The organism is Nocardia sp. NPDC003269, from assembly GCF_042888005.1.
Taxonomy (GTDB): Bacteria; Actinomycetota; Actinomycetes; order Mycobacteriales; family Mycobacteriaceae; genus Nocardia.
In genome coordinates, this window is sequence record NZ_JBIAPA010000002.1 from 451,655 (window position 1) to 473,020 (window position 21,366).

Consider the following 21,366-nt stretch of genomic DNA (forward strand, 5'->3'; position numbering starts at 1 on the left):
CCGGCGACCGCAGGAAGCGATAGACGCATGACCCAGCCCGACGCCAAAATCCAGAAGCTCACCGAGGCGCTCCGCAGCTCGCTCAAGGAGACCGAGCGGCTGCGCACCCGCAACCGTCAGCTCGACGCCGCCCAGCGGGAGCCGATCGCGATCGTCGGGATGGCGTGCCGGTATCCGGGCGGGGTCGGCTCGCCCGAGGATCTGTGGCGGCTGGTCGCCGAGGGCGTCGACGCGGTGTCGGAGCTGCCGGTCAACCGTGGCTGGGACGCCGATCGCCTCTACGACCCGACCGGGGAGGCGCCCAACAGCATCTACACCCGCGAGGGCGGATTCCTGCACTCGGCGGGCGAATTCGACCCCGGCTTCTTCGGGATCAGCCCGAACGAGGCCTCGACGATGGACCCGCAGCAGTTCCTGCTGCTCGAAACCTCGTGGGAGGCACTGGAACGCGCCGGGGTGGCACCCGCCTCGCTGCGCGGCAGCCGGACCGGCGTCTACGTCGGCATGATGTACCACGACTATCCGGCCAACGCGAACTCCGGCGCGGTCGCCTCCGGGCGCATCTCCTATGTGCTGGGCCTGGAGGGGCCGTCGGTCACCGTCGACACCGCCTGCTCCTCGTCGCTGGTCGCGCTGCACGCCGCCGCGCAGTCGCTGCGGGCGGGCGAATCGGACCTGGCGCTGGCCGGTGGTGTCGCGGTGATGGGGTCGCCGGAGACCCTGGTGGAATTCAGCAAGCAGCGCGGCATGGCGCGCGACGGGCGCAGCAAGGCGTTCGCCGATGCCGCCGACGGTCTCGGCTGGGCCGAGGGCGCCGGTGTGCTGGTGCTGGAGCGGCTGTCCGACGCCCGCCGCAACGGGCACCCGGTGCTGGCGGTGATCACGGGCTCCGCGGTGAATCAGGACGGCGCGTCCAACGGCCTGACCGCGCCCAACGGGCCCTCGCAGCGGCGGGTCATCCAGCAGGCGCTGAGCAACGCGGGCATCACCGCGGCCGACGTGGACGCCGTCGAGGCGCACGGCACCGGCACCACCCTGGGCGACCCCATCGAAGCCCAGGCCCTGCTGGCCACCTACGGCCGGGAACACGACGCCGACCGGCCCCTCTGGCTCGGCTCGCTGAAGTCCAATATCGGGCACTCGCAGGCCGCCGCCGGTGTGGGCGGCGTGATCAAGATGGTGCTGGCGATCCGCCACGGCCTGCTGCCGAAGACGCTGCACGTGGACGCCCCGACCACCAAGGTCGACTGGTCGGCGGGCCATGTGCGGCTGCTGACCGAACCGACGCCGTGGCCCGCGGTGGATCGGCCGCGTCGCGTCGGGGTGTCCTCGTTCGGTGTCGCCGGCACCAATGTGCACCTCATCGTGGAACAGGCGCCCGCCGACCCCGAACCGGAACCGGACGCGGCCCCGGTGGACGGCGTGCTGCCGTGGGTGGTGTCGGCGCGCGGCGCCGAGGCACTCGCCGAGCAGGCCGACCGGCTCGCCGCCCACGTCACTGAGAACGATACGGACGCACGGGATGTCGGGTTCTCCCTGGCGACGACCCGCACCCTGTTCGATCAGCGCGCCGTGCTCCTCGGCACCGACGGTGCCGCCCTGCTGGCCGGCGCGCGCGCCCTCGCCGCCGACACCGCCGCGCCCGGGGTGGTGACCGGCCGGGTGGTGCCCGGTTCGACCGGCTTCGTCTTCACCGGCCAGGGCTCGCAGTGGGCGGGCATGGCCGACGAACTGCGCGCGTACCCGGTCTTCGCCGAACACTTCGACGCCATCGTCGCCGAGCTGGAACCGCTGCTGGGACAGCCGGTCTCGTTCACCGAGGCACTGACCGACGACGAGGTGCTGGCCCGGACCGTGTTCACCCAGGCCGGGGTGTTCGCCTTCGAGGTGGCGCTGTACCGCCTGCTCGAATCCTGGGGTGTGCGAGCCGATGTGGTGACCGGCCACTCCATCGGCGAGGTCGGCGCCGCGCATGTCGCGGGCGTGCTGAACCTGGCCGACGCCTGCGCGCTGGTGGCCGCCCGCGGCCGCCTGATGGAGGCGCTGCCGCCGGGCGGGGCGATGGTCGCAGTCGGCACGACCGAGGCCGACGCGCGCTCCGTGATCGACGCGCTCGACAGCGCGGGGCAGGTCGCGATCGCGGCGGTCAACGGCCCGGCGTCGGTGGTGCTGTCCGGGGTCGAGGACGCGGTGCTCGCCGTGGTCGAGGCGTGCCGCGAGCGCGGTCTGCGCACCCACCGGCTGCGGATTTCCATCGCGTCGCACTCGGCGCTGATGGACCCGATGCTCGCCGAATTTGCCTCGGTGGTCGGGGGTTTGATGCTGCACCGGCCGAGCCTGCCGCTGGTGTCGTCGGTGACCGGCGCCCGCGTCACCGACGAGATGACCGATCCGGCCTACTGGCCGGGCCAGGTGCGCGGCACCGTCCGCTTCGCCGACACCATCGCCACCATGGCCGAGCTGGGCGTCACCCGCTTCGCCGAGATCGGCCCCGACGCCGTCCTCACCCCGATGATCGCCCAGATCGTCGACGCGACCGCCGACCCGCAGGGCCCCGCGCCGGCGATCGTGCCGATGGCGCGCAAGGACCAGGCGAGCCCGGCCGCGCTGCTGGCCGCGGTGGCCGGGTTGTTCGTGGCGGGCACGCCCGTGGACTGGGCGGCCGTCGGGGGCGGTGGCCGCCGCGTCGACCTGCCCACCTACGCCTTCCAGCATGTGCGCTACTGGCTCGACGCCAAGGAGGTGCTGGCCCGGTCGTGGCTGGGTGCCGAACTCGGTGGCGTGACCTCGGTCGGGCTCGACAGCGTCGACCATCCGCTGCTCGGTGCCGTGGTGCCGCACCCGGAATCGGACGCGGTGAGTTTCACCGGCCGCTGGTCGGTGGACACCGTGCCGTGGATGGCCGACCACAGCGTCTTCGGCGTCATGCTGCTGCCCGGCACCGGGTACGTGGAACTGGCCTGCCGGGTCGGTGCCCTGGTCGGCTGCCCGATGGTCGACGAGCTGATCCTGCACACCCCGCTGACCCTGCCCGCCGAGGGCAGCGTCTCGGTCCAGGTGATGATCGGCGCGGTCGACCAGACCGGCCGCCGCAGGCTCAGCGTGCACTCCCGCCAGATCGCGGGCGGCCCGTGGGCCATCCACGCCGAGGGCCTGCTCGCACCCGCCGAACCGGCCGCCCCGATGGAGCTCGCCGCGTGGCCGCCGCGCGGCGCCGTCGCCCTGTCCATCGACAGCGCCTACGACGAATTGCTCGACGCCGGTTACGAATACGGTCCCTTCTTCCAGGGCATGCAGGCGGCCTGGCAGCGCGGTGACGAGCTGTTCGCCGAGGTGGCCCTGCCGGAGCGGCGCGACGCGCAGGGCTTCGGCATCCACCCCGCCCTGTTCGACTCGGCCCTGCACGTCGGCATCCTCCAGGCCCGCAGGCAGGGCGAAATCGACGCGCCGGAACTGCCGTTCAGCTGGAACCAGGTGCAGATCCACGCGCCCGGCGCCGCCGAGGTGCGGGTCAGGATCGCCAGGCAGCAGGGTCGGCACGTGGTGCAGATCGCCGACACCGACGGCAACCCGGTGCTGTCGGTGGGCGCCCTGGTGTCCCGGCCCGTCTCGGCGGACCGGCTCGGTGCGGACGGCATCGCCGACGCGCTGTTCGGCATCGAGTGGAACGCCACCGCGCCGGTCACGACCGACCCCGGCTCCGTCGTCGTACTCGGAACCTCCGAAAACGCCGGTGACACACCTGTCTTCGCCGACATCGACGCGCTGCTCGCCGATCTGGGCGACGGCCCGGCCCCCGAGCTGGTCCTGTTCGACTGCGTCGCCCCCGAGGCCGCGCCGCCCGTCGCCGCCCGCCACGTGCTCGCCGAGGTGCTCGCCACCGTCCAGCGCTGGTCGGCCGAACCGCGCCTCACCGCCGCCCGGCTGGTGGTCCTCACCCACTCGGCCGTGCGGACCGGCGACACCGACCAGGTCGACACCGCGCAGGCGCCCGTGTGGGGTCTGCTGCGTGCCGCCCAAGCCGAGCATCCCGGCCGGTTCCAGCTGCTCGACGTCGACACCGCGCGCGAGCCGCGCGCCCTGGCCGCTTTCGCCGCCGCGGCGGAACCCGAGGCGGCGCTGCGGGGGGAGGCCCTGCTCGTGCCGCGGCTGACCCGGCACGCGCCCGGCGCGCTGGTGCGCTCGATCGCGGCGGGCACGGTCCTGGTGACCGGTGGCACCGCAGGCATCGGCGCGGTCGTCGCGCGGCATCTGGTCACCGCGCACGGCGCGCGGCACCTGCTGCTGACCTCCCGGCGCGGCGCGGCCGCCCCCGGCGCCACCGAGCTGGCCGAGCAACTGCGTGACCTCGGCGCCGAGGTCACCGTCGCCGCCTGCGACGTGTCCGACCGGGCCGCGCTCGCGGCCCTGCTGGACGGCGTCCCGGCCGACCGGCCGCTCGTCGGCGTGGTGCATTCGGCGGCCGTCGCCGATCACGGTGTGCTCGAGTCGATGACCCCGGAGCGATTCGACCGGGTGTTCCGGCCGAAGGTCGACGCGGGCTGGCATCTGCACGAACTCACCAGGGACCGGCCGCTGTCGCTGTTCGTCCTGCTCGGCTCGGTCGGTGGTCTGGTACTCACCGCGGGCCAGGCGAACTACGCCGCCGCCAATGTCTTCCTCGACGGTCTGGCCGCCTACCGCCACAGCGTCGGCCTGCCCGCGACCTCGCTCGACTACGGCCTGTGGGAGCGGGCCAGCGGACTCGGCGCCGACCTGTCCGCCGAGGACTTCGAGCGGATGGCCAAGCAGGGCTTCCCGCCGCTGTCCGAGTCCGACGCGCTGGCCCTGTTCGACGCGGCGATCGCCACCGACACCCCGCAGCTGGTCCTGGCGCGGGTCGACCCGGCGGTGCTGCGCGCGCGGGGTGACCAGGTGCCCGCCCTGCTGCGCGGCATCGCCCCGATCCCGGTGCGCCGCACCGGCAGGACGCCCGCGGGCCGGGCGTTCGCGCAGAAGCTGGCCGGGCTGTCCGAGGCCGATCGCCGCGCGGCCCTGCTCACGCTGGCGCAGACCGTCGCCGCCGAGGTGCTCGGGCACGCGACGATCGAGACGATCCCGCCGCAGCAGGCCTTCCAGCAGCTCGGTTTCGATTCGCTCGGCGCGGTCGAGTTCCGCAACAAACTCACCGCGGCGACCGGTCTGCGGCTGCCCGCCACCCTCGTCTTCGATCACCCCAACCCGCAGGCGGTCGCCGAGTTCGTCGACTCCCAGCTCACCGGTGACGTGCAGGAGGTCGCGGTCACCGCGACCAGGACGGTCGACGCCGAGCCGATCGCGGTGGTCGCCATGGGTTGCCGCTACCCGGGTGACGTCACCTCGCCGGAAGACCTGTGGCGACTGGTCGTCTCGGGCGGCCACGCCACCGGCGGACTGCCCGCCGATCGCGGCTGGGACCTCGACGACATCTACGATCCCGAGCCGGGCAAGGCGGGCAAGACCTACACCCGGCAAGGCGGATTCCTCTATTCCGCAGGCGAATTCGACGCCGAGTTCTTCGGGATCAGCCCGAACGAGGCATTGACGATGGACCCGCAGCAGCGCGTGCTGCTCGAGGTCTCCTGGGAGGCGCTCGAGCGCGCTGGGCTGGACCCGGCCGCCCTGCGCGGCAGCGCCACCGGTGTGTTCACCGGCGTGATGTACCACGACTACGCGCAGGGCGCCGGGACCGGCAACAGCGCGGGCGGCAGCCTGGTCTCCGGCCGGGTGTCGTATGTGTTCGGCCTGGAAGGGCCCGCGGTCACGGTGGATACGGCGTGCTCGTCGTCGCTGGTGGCGCTGCATCTGGCCGCGCAGTCGCTGCGCTCGGGGGAGTGCGATCTGGCACTGGCCGGTGGTGTGGCGGTGATGTCGACCCCGGACATGTTCCTCGAGTTCAGCCGTCAGCGTGGGCTGTCGCCGGACGGCCGGTGCCGGTCCTTCGCCGACGGGGCCGACGGCGTCGCCTGGGCCGAGGGCGCCGGTGTGCTGGTGCTGGAGCGGCTGTCCGACGCGCAGCGCAACGGTCACCAGGTGCTCGGCGTGATCACCGGGTCGGCGGTCAACCAGGACGGCGCCTCGAACGGCTGGACGGCACCCAACGGTCCGTCACAGCGCCGGGTGATCCGGCAGGCGCTGGCCAATGCCAGGGTTTCACCGGTCGAGGTCGACGCGGTCGAAGCGCACGGTACCGGAACGACTTTGGGTGATCCGATCGAGGCGCAGGCCCTGCTGGCGACTTACGGCCAGGACCGTGCCGAGGACCGCCCACTGTGGCTGGGTTCGCTGAAGTCCAATATCGGACACGCGCAGGCGGCGGCCGGTGTGGCCGGTGTGATCAAGATGATCATGGCGATGCAGCACGGGGTGCTGCCGCAGACGCTGCACATCGACCGGCCGAGTACGAAGGTCGACTGGTCCGAGGGTCATCTCCGGCTGCTGACCGAAGCCACGCCGTGGCCTGCGGTGGACCGGCCGCGGCGCGCGGGTGTGTCCTCGTTCGGGCTCAGCGGCACCAACGCGCACCTCATCGTCGAGCAGGCGCCCGTGGTGGACTCGGCGCCGGTGCGGCCCGCCGCCCCGGCGGGTGGCGTGCTGCCCTGGGTGCTGTCCGCGCGGACGGTGACGGCACTCGCCGACCAGGCCACGAACCTCGTCTCGCATGTGGCAGAACATGATTCGGATGCGGTCGACGTCGGCTCGTCGCTGGTGACGGCCCGGGTCGCGTTCGACCATCGGGCCGTGCTGCTCGCGGCCGATCGGGCCGATCTGCTCGCCGGTGCGCGGGCGCTGGGCCGGGCCGAGTCCGCGCCGGGCGTGGTGACCGGCCGGGTGGTGGCGGGCCGGACGGGCATGGTGTTCTCCGGCCAGGGTGCGCAGTGGGCGGGCATGGCCGCCGGACTGCGCGCGTTCCCGGTGTTCGCCGAACACTTCGACGGCATCGTCGCCCAGCTGGAACCGCTGCTCGGACAGCCGGTATCGCTGAGCGACGCGTTGGCCGACGAGACCCGAATCGACGACACCGTGTTCGCGCAGGCGGGGTTGTTCGCCTTCGAGGTGGCGCTGTTCCGGCTGCTGGAATCCTGGGGTGGGCGGGCCGAGATGGTGGCCGGGCACTCGATCGGTGAGATCGGGGCCGCGCATGTGGCAGGTGTGCTGTCGCTCGCCGACGCGTGTGTGCTGGTCGCCGCCCGTGGCCGGTTGATGCAGGCGTTGCCTGCGGGCGGGGCGATGGTCGCCGTGGGCGCGCCGGAAGCCGAGGTGCTGCCGTTGCTGATCGAGGGGGTGTCGATCGCGGCGGTGAACGGTCCGTCCGCGGTGGTGCTCTCCGGCCTCGGTGAGGCCGTGGCGACCGTGGCCGAGGTGTGTGCCGAGCGTGGTTGGCGCACACACCGTTTGCGGGTCTCGCACGCCTTCCACTCGGCGCTGATGGAGCCGATGCTGGCCGAATTCGCCACGGTGGTCGAGGGTCTGACCTTCGCGACACCGAGCATCGCGCTGGTGTCGACGGTCACCGGTGCCCGGGTCGGCGACGAGATGTCCGATCCGGCCTACTGGGTCGGCCAGGTGCGCGACACCGTGCGCCTCGCGGACGCCGTCGCCACGATGGCCGCCGCGGGAGTCACCCGGTTCGCCGAGGTGGGACCCGACGCCGTGCTCGTGCCGATGATCACCCAGAGCGTCGAGGACGGCGCCGTCGTGGCGACCGCCCGCCGCGACGCCGCCGATGCCGCCGCCGTGCTGCGCGCGGTCGCCGGGCTGTATGTCGTTGGCGCCGAAGTCGACTGGGCCGCGCTGTACGCCGGAACCGGTGCCCGTCGCGTCGACCTGCCCACCTACGCGTTCCAGCGCCGCCGCTACTGGCTGACCGAAGGCACCACCGGGACCGGCGCCAGAGCTCTCGGCCTCGTCGCCACCGGCCACCCCCTGGCGTCGGTGGTCGTCGCGCAGCCGGACTCCGACGCGGTGACACTCACGGGCCGCCTCTCGACCGAGTCGCAGCCGTGGATCGCCGACCACCGGGTGATGGACACGGTGCTGTTCCCCGGCACCGGATTCGTCGAACTCGCCCTGCACGCGGGCGATCAGGTCGGCTGCGCGACCCTGGAGGAGCTGGCACTGCGGGCGCCCCTGGTACTGACGGAGTCCGGTGGGCTCGCGGTCCGCGTCGTGGTCGACGCGCAGGACGCGGCGGGCCGGCGGGCGGTGCGGATCTTCTCCCGCCCCGAGGACGACGATGCCGTCGCCTGGACCCTCAATGCCGACGGCGTGCTGGCACCGGACGGCGACAGCGCCCCGGCGGAGGTCACCCAGTGGCCACCCACCGACGCGACCGCCCTCCCGATCGAGGGCGTCTACGACGACCTCGACGAGCAGGGCTACCACTACGGCCCGATGTTCCAGGCGCTGCGCTCGGCCTGGCGCGGCGCCGACGGTCTGCTCTACGCCGAGGTCGAACTGCCCGAGGAGGCCAGGACCGAGGCCCAGCGGTTCGGCCTGCACCCGGCCCTGCTCGACGCGGCCCTGCACGCCCTGCGCCTGGCCGGTGACGCCACGGTGGCGGGCGGCCTGGCCCTGCCGTTCGAGTGGTCAGGGGTGACCGTGCATGCGAGCGGGGCCGACGCGCTGCGCGTGCGGCTCACCCGGGTCGGCGATCACGGGGTCGCGCTGGAGCTGACGGACCCGACCGGCGCCCCCGTCGCGACGGTGCGGCACCTGGCCTCACGGCCGATCGATCCCGCGCAGCTCACGGCCGGTTCGGCCACCGTTCCGCAGGCGCTGTTCGAGGTCACCTGGTCGCCGATCGCGGTGTCCGACACCGAGATCGGTGTGGTGACGTGGACCGACCTCGGCGACCAGGTGCCCCCCGCGGTGATTCTGGACTGCCCGAGCGGTAACGATGCCGCCGCCGTGCGCGCCGCCACCCACGGTGTGCTCGAGGTGCTGCAAGCCTGGGCCGCCGAGGCGCGTTTCGCCGACTCCGTGCTGATCGTGCGGACCGGCGGCGCGGTGTCGGTCGCGGGCGAGGACATCACGAACCTGGCCGGTGCCGCCGTCGGTGGCCTGGTGCGCGCCGCCCAGGCCGAGAGCCCGGGCCGGATCGTCCTGCTCGACACCGATTCCGCGGACGTCCCCGTCGGTGGAATCCTGGCGGCGGCCGAACCGCAGGTGGCGGTTCGTGCCGGGGTCGCGCACGCCGCACGGCTCACCCGAATCCCCACTCCGGCGTCCACCGTGGACGAGCTGTTCGGGCCGGAAGAGACGGTCCTGCTCACCGGTGCGAGCGGTGCGCTGGGTGGCTTGTTCGCCCGGCACCTGGTCGACACGCACGGTGTCCGTCGCCTGCTGTTGCTGAGCAGGCGTGGCGAATCCGGTCCTGGTGCCGCCGAATTGCGGGCGGCGCTGGAGGATTCGGGTGCCGAGGTCTCGTTCGTCGCGTGTGATGTCGCCGATCGTGCGGCGTTGGCCGCCGTCCTCGCCGATATCCCCGCGGCACGACCACTGTCGGGTGTGTTCCACCTCGCCGGTGTTCTCGACGACGGCGCCGTCGCCGCACTGACCCCCGACCGCGTGGACGCCGTCCTGCGGCCCAAGGTCGATGCCGCCCTGCACCTGCACGAGCTGACCGCCGATCTCCCGTTGACGGCGTTCGTGCTGTTCAGCTCGGTGGCCGGGGCCTTCGGCAATGCCGGTCAGGGCAACTACGGCGCGGCCAACGCCGTCCTCGACGCGCTCGCCACCCACCGCCGGTCCGTCGGTCTGGTCGGCACCTCGGTGGCGTGGGGCATGTGGGAAGGCGGCATGGCGGGCGAGCTCGGCGAGGCCGAGCGGCAGCGGATGCTCCGCTCGGGCATGCTGCCGATGACGGATGCCCAAGGGCTCGCGCTGTTCGACGCGGTGACCGGCCTCGATATCGCCGCACCGCTGGTCGCCCGGCTCGACCTGGAGGTGCTGCGCGGCTACGGCATCGCCCTGCCCGCCCTGTTCTCCGGTCTGATCTCCCAGCGCCGCAGGGCCGTCACCGGGACAGCGACCGCGCTGCGCACCCGGCTGGCGAACACGCCCGACAGCGAACGGCTGGGCGTGCTGGAGGAGATCGTGCGCGGACAGGTCGCCGCGATCCTCGGACACGCGGACCTGACCGCGATCGCGGCCGACAAGGCGTTCAGCGAACTCGGTTTCGACTCGATCACCGCCATCGAGTTCCGCAACGGACTCAAAGCCGCGACGGGGCTGCCGCTGCCCGCCACGCTCGTCTTCGACTACCCGACGCCGCAGGCCCTCGCCCGGTACCTGGCCGAGGAGTTCACCGGGACCGGCCGCGACATCGTGGTCACCGCCAGCCGGTCCGCCGGCGACGATCCGATCGCCGTGGTCGCGATGAGCTGCCGCTACCCCGGTGGTGTCGCCTCGCCCGAGGACCTCTGGGACCTGGTCACCTCGGGCACCGACACCAGTGGCGAGCTGCCGGACGATCGCGGCTGGGACATCGACGGCATCTACGATCCCGTCCCCGGCACGCCGGGCAAGACCTACACCCGCCGCGGCGGATTCCTCTACGAGGCCGCCGAGTTCGACGCCGAGTTCTTCGGGATCAGCCCGAACGAGGCCACCGCCATGGATCCGCAGCAGCGTCTGCTGCTGGAGGTGTCGTGGGAGGCCCTCGAGCGCGCCGGAGTGAATCCGCCGGTGCTGCGCGGGAGTTCGACCGGTGTGTTCACCGGCGTGATGTACCACGACTACGCGCAGGGCAACGGCGGTAATGTCACCGGCAGTCTGGTCTCCGGCCGGATCGCCTACACCCTGGGACTGGAAGGTCCCGCGGTGTCGGTGGATACGGCGTGCTCGTCGTCGCTGGTGGCGATGCATCTCGCGGCGCAGTCGCTGCGGTCCGGCGAGTGCGATCTCGCGCTGGCCGGTGGTGTCGCGGTGATGGCGACGCCGGAGACGCTGATCGAGTTCAGCCGTCAGCGCGGACTGTCGCCGGACGGGCGGTGCAAGTCGTTCGCGGAGGCGGCCGACGGGGTGGCCTGGTCCGAGGGCGCGGGTGTGCTCGTGCTGGAACGGCTTTCCGACGCCCGCCGCAACGGTCATCAGGTGCTGGCGGTACTCGCCGGGTCGGCGGTCAACCAGGACGGCGCGTCCAACGGTTTGATGGCACCGAACGGTCCGTCGCAGCGCCGGGTGATCCGCCAGGCGCTGGCCAATGCCGGAGTGTCCCCGGCCGAGGTCGACGCCGTCGAAGCGCACGGCACCGGAACGACTTTGGGTGATCCGATCGAGGCGCAGGCTCTGCTGGCCACCTACGGTCAGGACCGCGCCGAGGACCGGCCGCTGTGGCTGGGCTCGCTGAAATCCAATATCGGCCATGCCCAGGCGGCGGCCGGTGTGGGTGGCGTGATCAAGATGATCATGGCCATGCGGCACGGCGTGCTGCCCCGGACACTGCACGTGGATGAGCCCTCCACGAAGGTGGATTGGGCCGAGGGCGATGTGCGTCTGCTGACCGAGGCGGTCGCGTGGCCGGAGGTCGATCGGCCGCGTCGCGCCGGCGTGTCGTCGTTCGGTATCAGCGGGACCAATGCCCACGTCATCGTGGAGGCCGCGCCGGTGCCGCCCGCGTCGACGGAGCCGGTGGCGCCCGTCGGTGGTGTGCTGCCCTGGGTGCTGTCGGCGCGGAGCGAAACGGCGCTCGCGGATCAGGCGAGCCGCCTGGCATCGCAGGTGACAGCGCGTGATTCGGCTGCGGTCGACGTCGGCTATTCGCTGGTGACCTCGCGCACCGGATTCGACCATCGGGCCGTGCTGCTGGCCGCCGATCGGGACGATCTGCTGGCCGATGCCGCGGCGCTGGGCCGTGGCGAGGCCCGCGCGGGCGTCGTCACCGGTCGCGTGGTGGCCGGGTCGACGGGCGCGGTGTTCTCCGGTCAGGGTGCGCAGTGGGCCGGGATGGCCGCCGGGCTGCGCACGTATCCGGTCTTCGCCGAGCACTTCGATGCGATTGTCGCGCAACTGGATCCGCTGCTGGAGCAGCCGGTGTCGCTGACCGACGCGCTCGCCGATCCCGCTCGGGTCGACGACACCGTGTTCGCGCAGGCGGGGTTGTTCGCCTTCGAGGTGGCGTTGTTCCGGCTGCTCGAGTCGTGGGGTGTGCGGGTCGAGGTGGTGGCCGGTCATTCGATCGGTGAGATCGCGGCCGCGCATGTCGCGGGTGTGCTGTCGCTCGACGACGCGTGTGTGCTGGTCGCCGCCCGTGGCCGGTTGATGCAGGCGCTGCCCGCCGGTGGCGCGATGGTCGCCGTGGGTGCGCCGGAAGCCGAGGTGCTGCCGTTGCTCGTCGACGGGGTGTCGATCGCGGCGGTGAACGGTCCGTCGTCGGTGGTGCTCGCCGGTGTCGAGGCAGCGGTCCAGGCAACGGCCGAGACGTGTGCCGAGAAGGGCTGGCGGACACATCGTTTGCGGGTCTCGCACGCTTTCCATTCCGAGCTGATGGAGCCGATGCTGGCCGAATTCGCCTCGGTCGTAGCGGGTCTGACGTTCGAGCGTCCGACCCTCGCGCTGGTGTCGACGGTGACCGGTGCCCGGGTCGTCGACGAGATGTCCGATCCGGCCTACTGGGTCGGTCAGGTGCGCGGCACCGTGCGCTTCGCCGACGCGGTCGCCACCATGACCGAGGCGGGCGTGAGCCGGTTCGCCGAGGTCGGGCCGGACGCCGTGCTCGTCCCGATGATCAGCCAGATCACCGAGGCGGCCGGAGACACGACCACCACGATGGTGGCGCTGGCCCGCCGGGACAACGCCGACGCGCCGACCCTGAAGGCCGGACTGGCCGGGCTGTCCGTGTCCGGCGCCGACGTGAACTGGGCGGCACTGTTCGCCGGCACCGGCGCGCGCCGCGTCGACCTGCCCACCTACGCCTTCCAGCGGCAGCGCTACTGGCTGACGGACAGCACGGCCGGTGGCGACGCCCGCGCCCTCGGCTTCGTCGCCAGCGACCACCCGCTGGTCTCGGCGGTGGTCGCCCAGCCCGAGTCCGATGCCGTCGCGCTGAGCGGCAGGCTCTCGGCGCGGACGCACCCCTGGCTGACCGATCACGCCGTGCTGGACACGGTGCTGTTCCCCGGCACCGGGTTCGTCGAACTCGCCCTGCAGGCGGGCACCGAGGTCGGCTGCCCGACCCTGGCCGAGCTGATCCTGCGCGCCCCGCTGACGCTGCCGGACCCGGCGGGCGTCGCGGTGCAGGTCGTCGTCGGCGCCGAGGACGAGCCGGGCCGCCGCGACGTGCGGATCTTCTCGCGGCCCGACAGCGCCGCGGCATCGTGGACCCTGAACGCCGAGGGTGTGCTCGCGGCCGACAGCGACACGGTGCCGGTGGACCTCACCCAGTGGCCCCCGACCGGTGCCACCGTGGTCGACCTCGACGGCGTCTACGACACCCTCGACGAGCAGGGCTACCACTACGGACCGGTGTTCCGCGGGCTCACCGCCGCCTGGCGGGACGACGCGGGCATCTACGCCGAACTCGCCCTGCCCGACCAGGCCCGCGCGGAGGCACCGCGCTTCGGGCTGCACCCGGCACTGCTCGACGCCGCCCTGCACGCCCTGCGCGTCGCGGGCGAACCGGCCTCGCCGGGCACCGGCCTCGCGCTGCCGTTCGAGTGGTCGGGGGTCACCGTGCACGCGCACGGGGCCGACACCCTGCGTGTCCGGCTCGTCCGGGTCGGGGCGAGCGGGGTGTCGATCGACCTCGCGGACGCGACCGGCGCGCCCGTCGCGACAGTGCGGCACCTGGCCTCCCGGCCGATCGACCCCGCCCAGCTCACCACCGGCACCGACATCGCCCGGTCGGCGCTGTTCCGGGTCGAATGGACGCCGATCACACTGCCGGACAACGGGATCGCCACGGTCACCTGGCCGGAACTGGGGGAGCAGGTGCCCCCGGCGGTGATCCTGGACTGCCCGGTGGGCATCGACCCCGCCGTCATCCACACCGCCGCCCGGGACGTCCTCGGGGTACTCCAGTCCTGGATCGCCGAGCCCGCCTACGCGGAATCGGTGTTGATCGTGCGGACCAGCGGCGCGATCTCGGTGGCGGGCGAGAACATCACGAACCTGGCCGGCGCCGCGATCGGTGGTCTGGTGCGGTCCGCGCAGTCGGAGAACCCGGGCCGGATCATCCTGGTCGACACCGCCGCCCTCGATGCGCTGCCGGACAGTCTGATCGGCGGGCTCCTGGTCGCGGGTGAACCGCAGGTCGCGGTGCGTGACGGTGCCGTGTACGCCGCGCGTCTCGCCCGATCTGCCCCTCCGGCAGGAACTTCCACCGTGGGCGAGCTGTTCGGGCCGGACGAGACGGTCCTGCTCACCGGTGCGAGCGGGGCGCTGGGCGGACTGTTCGCCCGACACCTGGTCGACAGACACGGTGCCCGCCGTCTGCTGTTGCTGAGCAGGCGTGGCGAATCCGGTCCGGGAGCCGCCGAATTGCGCACGGCACTGGAGGAATCGGGTGCCGAGGTCTCGTTCGTCGCGTGCGATGTCGCCGACCGTGCGGCGCTGGCCGCCGTCCTCGCCGATATCCCCGCGGCGCAACCCTTGTCCGGCGTGTTCCACCTGGCGGGCGTTCTCGACGACGGCGCCATCGGCTCGTTGACCCCCGACCGCATGGACACTGTCCTGCGGCCCAAGGTCGATGCCGCCCTGCACCTGCACGAGCTGACCGCCGATCTCCCACTGACGGCGTTCGTGCTGTTCAGCTCGGTGGCCGGAGTCTTCGGCAACCCCGGCCAGGGCAACTACGCCGCCGCCAATGCGGTCCTCGACGCGCTGGCCGCGCGTCGGCGCGGCGCCGGACTGGCGGGGACGTCGCTGGCCTGGGGCATGTGGGACGGCGGCATGGCGGGGGAACTCAGCCAGGTCGACCGGCAGCGCATCGCCCGCTCGGGCCTGCTGCCGCTCGCGGCGGAGCAGGGCCTGACCCTCTTCGACGCCGCCCTCCGGATCGACACGGCCGCACCGGTGCTCGCACGGGTAGATCTGGATGCCCTGCGCGGCGCCGGATTCGCCACGCCCGCCCTGTTCACCGGCCTGGTCCCGCACCGCCGCAAGGCGGCCTCCGGTGCCGCGACCGCCCTGCGCACCCGGTTGGCGAGCACACCCGAAGGCGAACGTGCGAGTGTGCTCGCGGAGATCGTGCGCGGTCAGGTCGCCACGGTGCTGGGACATCAGGACCTGAACGCGGTCGCGGCCGACAAGGCGTTCGGTGACCTGGGTTTCGACTCGATCACCGCGATCGAGTTCCGCAACGCCCTGAAGGCGGTGACGGGTCTGCCGTTGCCCGCCACCTTGGTGTTCGACTATCCGACGCCGCAGGCGCTGGCTGACTACCTGGCTGCGGAGTTCGCCGGGACCGGTCAGGATGTGGCGGTCACCGCGAGCCGGTCCGCCGACGGTGACCCGATCGCCGTCGTCGGCATGGCGTGCCGCTACCCCGGCGGCGTCGGCTCGCCCGAGGACCTCTGGGAACTGGTCCGGCTCGGCGGGGACGCGGTCACGCCGCTGCCCACCGACCGTGGCTGGGACCTCGCCGGGCTCTACGATCCCGAACCCGGCCGGGCGGGCAAGTCCTACACCCGCGAGGGTGGCTTCCTGCACACCGCCGCCGACTTCGACGCCGACTTCTTCGGCATCGGGCCCAACGAGGCGACGATGATGGACCCGCAACAGCGGCAGCTCCTGGAGACGACCTGGGAGGCACTCGAACGCGCCGGGGTCGATCCCGCTGTGCTGCGCGGAAGTTCGACCGGGGTGTTCACCGGCGTGATGTACCACGACTACGCGCAGGGCAACGGCGGCAATGCCACCGGCAGCCTCGTCTCGGGCCGGATCTCCTACACGCTCGGCTTGGAAGGTCCTGCCGTGTCGGTGGATACGGCGTGCTCGTCGTCGCTGGTGGCGATGCACCTGGCCGCGCAGTCGCTGCGGTCGGGCGAATGTGATCTGGCGCTGGCCGGAGGTGTCGCCGTCATGGCGACCCCGGAGACGTTCGTGGAGTTCAGCAGGCAGCGCGGCTTGTCGCCGGACGGGCGATGCAAGTCGTTCTCCGACAGCGCCGATGGGGTCGGCTGGTCCGAGGGCGCGGGTGTGCTCGTGCTGGAACGGCTCTCCGATGCCCGCCGCAACGGTCATCAGGTGCTGGCGGTGCTGGCGGGTTCGGCGGTGAATCAAGACGGCGCGTCCAACGGGTTCACCGCGCCCAATGGTCCGTCGCAGCGCCGGGTGATCCGCCAGGCCCTCGCCAATGCCGGGGTCGCTCCGGCGGAGGTGGATGTCGTCGAAGCGCACGGCACCGGAACGACTTTGGGTGATCCGATCGAGGCGCAGGCCCTGCTGGCGACCTACGGCCAGGATCGTGCCGAGGACCGTCCGCTCTGGTTGGGCTCGTTGAAGTCGAACATCGGTCACGCGCAGGCGGCGGCCGGTGTGGGTGGCGTGATCAAGATGATCATGGCGATGCGGCACGGCGTGCTGCCCCGCACCCTGCACGTGGATCAGCCCAGCACCAAGGTGGATTGGACGCAGGGGAACGTGCGGCTGCTGTCCGAGGCCGTGGCGTGGCCGGAGGTGGATCGGCCGCGGCGTGCGGGTGTGTCCTCGTTCGGCATCAGTGGGACGAACGCGCACGTCATCGTGGAACAGGCGCCGCCGGTTGCGGATTCGGCGCCTGCGGTGAAGACCGCGCCGGTCGGCGGCGTCGTGCCGTGGGTGGTGTCGGCGCGCAGTGGTGCGGCGCTCACCGGTCAGGCCGCCCGGCTGGCCGACCATGTGGCCGACTACGGCCAGGACCCGCTCGATGTCGCCTTCTCCCTGGTCGCCACCCGGGGGGTGTTCGACCATCGCGCGGTGGTCCTCGCCGAGGACCGCGACGGGCTCCTCGCTGGCACGCGGGCGGTGGCCGACGGCGCTCCCGGTGTGGTGAGCGGCCGGGTGGTCGCGGGATCGACCGGTCTCGTGTTCTCCGGTCAGGGCGCGCAATGGGCGGACATGGCCGCCGGGCTCCGGGGGTACCCGGTATTCGCCGACTCGTTCGACGACATCATCACGCGGCTGGAACCGCCGCTCGGACAGCCTGTTCCGCTCACGGCGGCCTTGGCCGACGAAGCGCTGATCGACCGGACGGTCTACGCGCAGGCCGGGCTGTTCGCCTACGAGGTGGCCCTGTTCCGGCTGCTCGAATCGTGGGGCGTGACGGCCGACGTGGTGGCCGGCCATTCGATCGGAGAGGTCGCGGCCGCGCATGTCGCGGGTGTGCTGTCGCTCGATGACGCGTGTGTGCTGGTGGCGGCGCGGGGCCGGTTGATGCAGGCGCTGCCTGCGGGTGGGGCGATGATCGCGGTGGGTGCGCCGGAAGCGGACGTGCTGCCGTTGCTGGGCGAGGGGGTGTCGATCGCGGCGGTGAACGGTCCGTCGTCGGTGGTGCTCTCCGGTGTCGAGGGGGCGGTCCAGGCCGCGGCCGAGGTGTGTGCCGAGAACGGTTGGCGCACACACCGACTGCGGGTCTCGCACGCGTTCCATTCCGTGCTGATGGACCCGATGCTGGCCGAATTCGGCTCGGTGGTCGAAGGTTTGGCCTTCGAGCGTCCGACCCTCGCGCTGGTGTCGACGGTGACCGGTGCCCGGGTCGTCGACGAGATGTCCGATCCGGCGTACTGGGTGCGACAGGTCGCGGCGACCGTACGGTTCGCCGCTGCCGTCACCACGATGTCGGAGCTGGGTGTGGCCCGGTTCGCTGAGGTCGGCCCCGACGCCGTCCTGACACCGATGGTCGCGCAGACCCTGGATACCACGACCGCCCTCGCGCTGACCAGGCGCGACAAGGCCGACCCCACGACCCTGGTGACCGGCCTCGCCCGGCTCCACGTCGCGGGCGGAACCGTCGACTGGATGCGCTACCTCGCCGGAACCGGGGCCACCCGGACGGAGCTACCGACCTACGACTTCCAGCACCGCCGGTTCTGGGCCACCAGCCCGCTGGGGACCGGCGAGGCCAACACCCTCGGCCTGCGCGGCACCGAACACGCCATGGTGGGCGCGCTGGTGGCGCAGCCCGAGAGCGGCGGTCTCCGGCTCACCGGCAGGCTGTCCACGGCCACCCATCCGTGGCTGGCCGACCACGATGTGCTCGGTGTGGTGCTGCTGCCCGGCACCGGCTTCGTCGAATTGGCCACCTACGCGGCCGATCTCGTCGACTGCCCGGAACTGGCGGAACTCACGCTGCTGTCCCCGCTGGTCTTCGACGGGCACGCGGGCGCGCACATCCAGGTCATCGTGGGTGACGGCGACGAGAACGGGCACCGCCGAATCGACGTCTACTCGCGCGGCGACGACGATCCGACGGTCCCGTGGACCCACCACGCGGAGGGCACCGTGCGCCCCGCCGTCGAGACCGGCGAGCAGCCGGACTGGACGGACTTCGCCCAGTGGCCACCCGCCGACGTCACCGAGGTCCGGTTGGACGGCGCCTATGCCGAACTCGCCGACCACGGCTACCACTACGGCCCCGCCTTCCAAGGGCTGGAGTCGCTGTGGCGGCGCGGTGCGGATCTGTTCGCCGAGGTCGCCCTGCCCGAGCAGACCTCGGCGCAGGGCTACGGCGTGCACCCGGCGCTGCTCGACGCGGCCATGCACGCGCTGTCCTTCGGGCTGCCCGAGGGTGTGGACGAGACCGCCGAACGCCCGACACTGGTGCCGTTCGCGTGGTCATCGGTGCGGGTGCACGCCGACGGCGCACGGCGGGTCCGGGTTCGGCTGAGCTGGCTGAACCAGGGCACCGTCACCCTGACCATGGCCGATGCCGGCGGCGCTCCGCTGCTGTCGGTGGGGTCGCTGGCCCTGCGCCCGATGTCGGCCGAACTGCTCTCCGCGCCGTCCCGCGCACGCGACGCGCGGTACGAGCTGAGCTGGCGACCCGGTCCGGCGCTGGGCGCCGCGGACACGTCTTGGGCCGAATGGGAAGCGCAGCAGCCGGCTCCCGTGGTCGTCCACCGGGTCGCGGTCGACCGGGCGGAGGTGCCGGAGCGGCTGCGGTTCGCGCTGCACGGCACGCTCGGTGTCGTCCAGGAGTTCCTGAGCGACGAGCGGTACGCCGCGAGCACGCTGGCGCTGGTCACCGACAGCGCCGACGATCCGGTCGCGGCCGCGGTCTGGGGTCTGGCGCGGGCGGCACAGGCCGAGCACCCGGGTCGGATCGTGCTCGTCGAAGCCGCCGTCGACCAGCCGATCGAACAGCTGGTTGCCGCCGTCGCGACCGGCGAACCCGAATTGGCCGTGCGCGCGGACGGGACGTGGGTACCGCGGCTCGTCCGCGCGGTCGCCCTCACCGGCGACCGGACGGCACCGTGGGATCACGACCGCACCGTCCTGATCACCGGCGGCACCGGCGGGATCGGCCGTCTCCTGGCCGAACACCTGGTGGTGGTACACGGTGTGCGGCACCTGCTGCTGGTCGGCAGGCGCGGACCGGACGCCGCGCCGGGACTCGTCGACGAGCTCGCGGCCCTGGGCGCCCAGGCCCAGGTCGTCGCCTGCGATGTCACCGATCGGGCGGCCCTGCGCGAGCTGCTCGCCGCGATCCCGGCCGAGCGTCCGCTCGGGGCGATCGTGCACGCGGCGGGCGCGGCCTACAACGGCCTCGTCGACGCCATGACCCCCGCGCAGATCGACGTCTCCCTCGGCGCCAAGGCCGACGCCGCCTGGCATCTGCACGAGCTGACCCGCGACACCGAACTGTCGGCCTTCGTGCTGATCTCCTCGGTGGCCGGGTCGATCCTGCCCGCGGGCCAGGGCGGCTACGCGGCGGCCAATGTGTTCCTCGACGCGCTCGCCGCGCACCGCCACGGCGTCGGCCTGCCCGCCACCTCCCTCGCCTACGGGCTGTGGGGCATCGACACCGGCATGGCGCAGTGGCTCGGCGAGGCCGACCGGCAGCGGATGCGTCGCCAGGGCCTGCCGCCGCTGGCGGCGGACAAGGCGCTGGCCCTGTTCGACGCCGCGGTGGCGGCCGATCGTCCGGCGCAGGTGCTCGTCGAGATCGACGCGGCCGTCCTGCGGACCAGGGAGTCGGTGCCACCGGTGCTCGGTGACCTGGTCCGGCGCGCCGGACGCAGGCAGAGCAGCGGTGCGCCCGACGCGGGCGCGGTGCGCAGGCAGCTGGCACACCTGTCCGAGGCCGAGCAGGAGCAGTGGCTCCAGACGCACATCCTCGAGACCGCCGCCCGGCTGCTCGGGCACGAGAGCGTCGACGCGCTCGACGCCGAGCGGGACTTCCTCGAATCCGGCTTCGATTCGCTGGCCGCGATGGAGTTGCGCACCACGCTCAACGCCTCCACCGGACTGACCCTGCCGACCGCCGCGATCTTCGACCAGAAGACACCGGCCGGGCTGGCCCGCTACCTGCGCGCGGAACTCGCCGCGGTCGCGCAGCCGGGGCAGCGATCGGGCACCGACGAGTCGCTGTACGGGATGTTCCGCGGTGCGGTGCAGGGCGGCCGCGCCCGCACCGGCTTCGACCTGTTGCGGGTCGCGGCGCAGCTGCGGGAGCAGTTCGCCTCGGCGGCGGACCTGGACGAGCTGCCGGTGCCGACCCGGCTCGCGTCGGGGTCCGACCTCCCGCGGATCATCTGCGTCAACCCGCCACTGGCCACCGGCGGCGCGCACCAGTACGCCAGGGTCACCGCGCACCTGCGGACCGGCCGCGAGGTCGTGGTGCTGCCGCCGATCGGCTTCGCGGCCGACGAGCCACTGCCCGCCACGCCCGAGGCGGCACTGGAAACGCTGGCGTGCGGCGTGCTCGAGGCCGCGCAGGGCGAACCGTTCGTCCTGCTGGGGTACTCCTCGGGTGGCCTGCTGGCCTACCTCGTCACCGAGTACCTCGAAGCGGCCCAGGGTCCGGTGCCCGAGGGTGTCGCCATGATCGACACCTACCGGGTGCACGACGGTGGCGAATGGCTGCTGCGGGAGATGGCCGAGCACATGGTGTCGCGGGAGGCCGAGTTCGGCCGCTTCGACGCCGCCCGGCTGTCCGGCATGGGCTGGTACGTCCAGCTGATGCAGGAGATGGTGCCCGGTTCCGTCACCACCCCGGCGCTGCTCGTCCAGTGCGCGCAGTCGTTCCTGGCGGATCCGGCGCAGCGGCCGGACTGGCAGGCCAGGGGCTGGGACCCGGCGCACACGGTGGTGCCGGTCGAGGCCGACCACTTCACCGTCCTGGAGAGCGGTTCGGCCGACGCGGCCGCCGCCATCGAGGACTGGCTGGAGTCCTGATCCGGGTGGCCGGGTGAGCGCTCACCCGGC

1 protein-coding gene is annotated in these 21,366 nt (G+C 72.7%); it reads left to right on the plus strand.

Annotated features, from left to right (window positions below):
* The first annotated feature begins 27 nt into the window (after nt 1-27).
* On the plus strand, nt 28-21,336 hold the full coding sequence (locus tag ACFYWJ_RS12590) for an SDR family NAD(P)-dependent oxidoreductase (RefSeq protein WP_355280783.1): 21,309 nt from the start codon (nt 28-30) through the stop codon (nt 21,334-21,336).
* Nucleotides 21,337-21,366: the final 30 nt, after the last annotated feature.

Bases quoted from the DNA above. Each gene is read 5' to 3' on its own strand.
- ACFYWJ_RS12590 (WP_355280783.1), top strand. From the start codon at position 28: ATGACCCAGCCCGACGCCAAAATCCAGAAGCTCACCGAGGCGCTCCGC.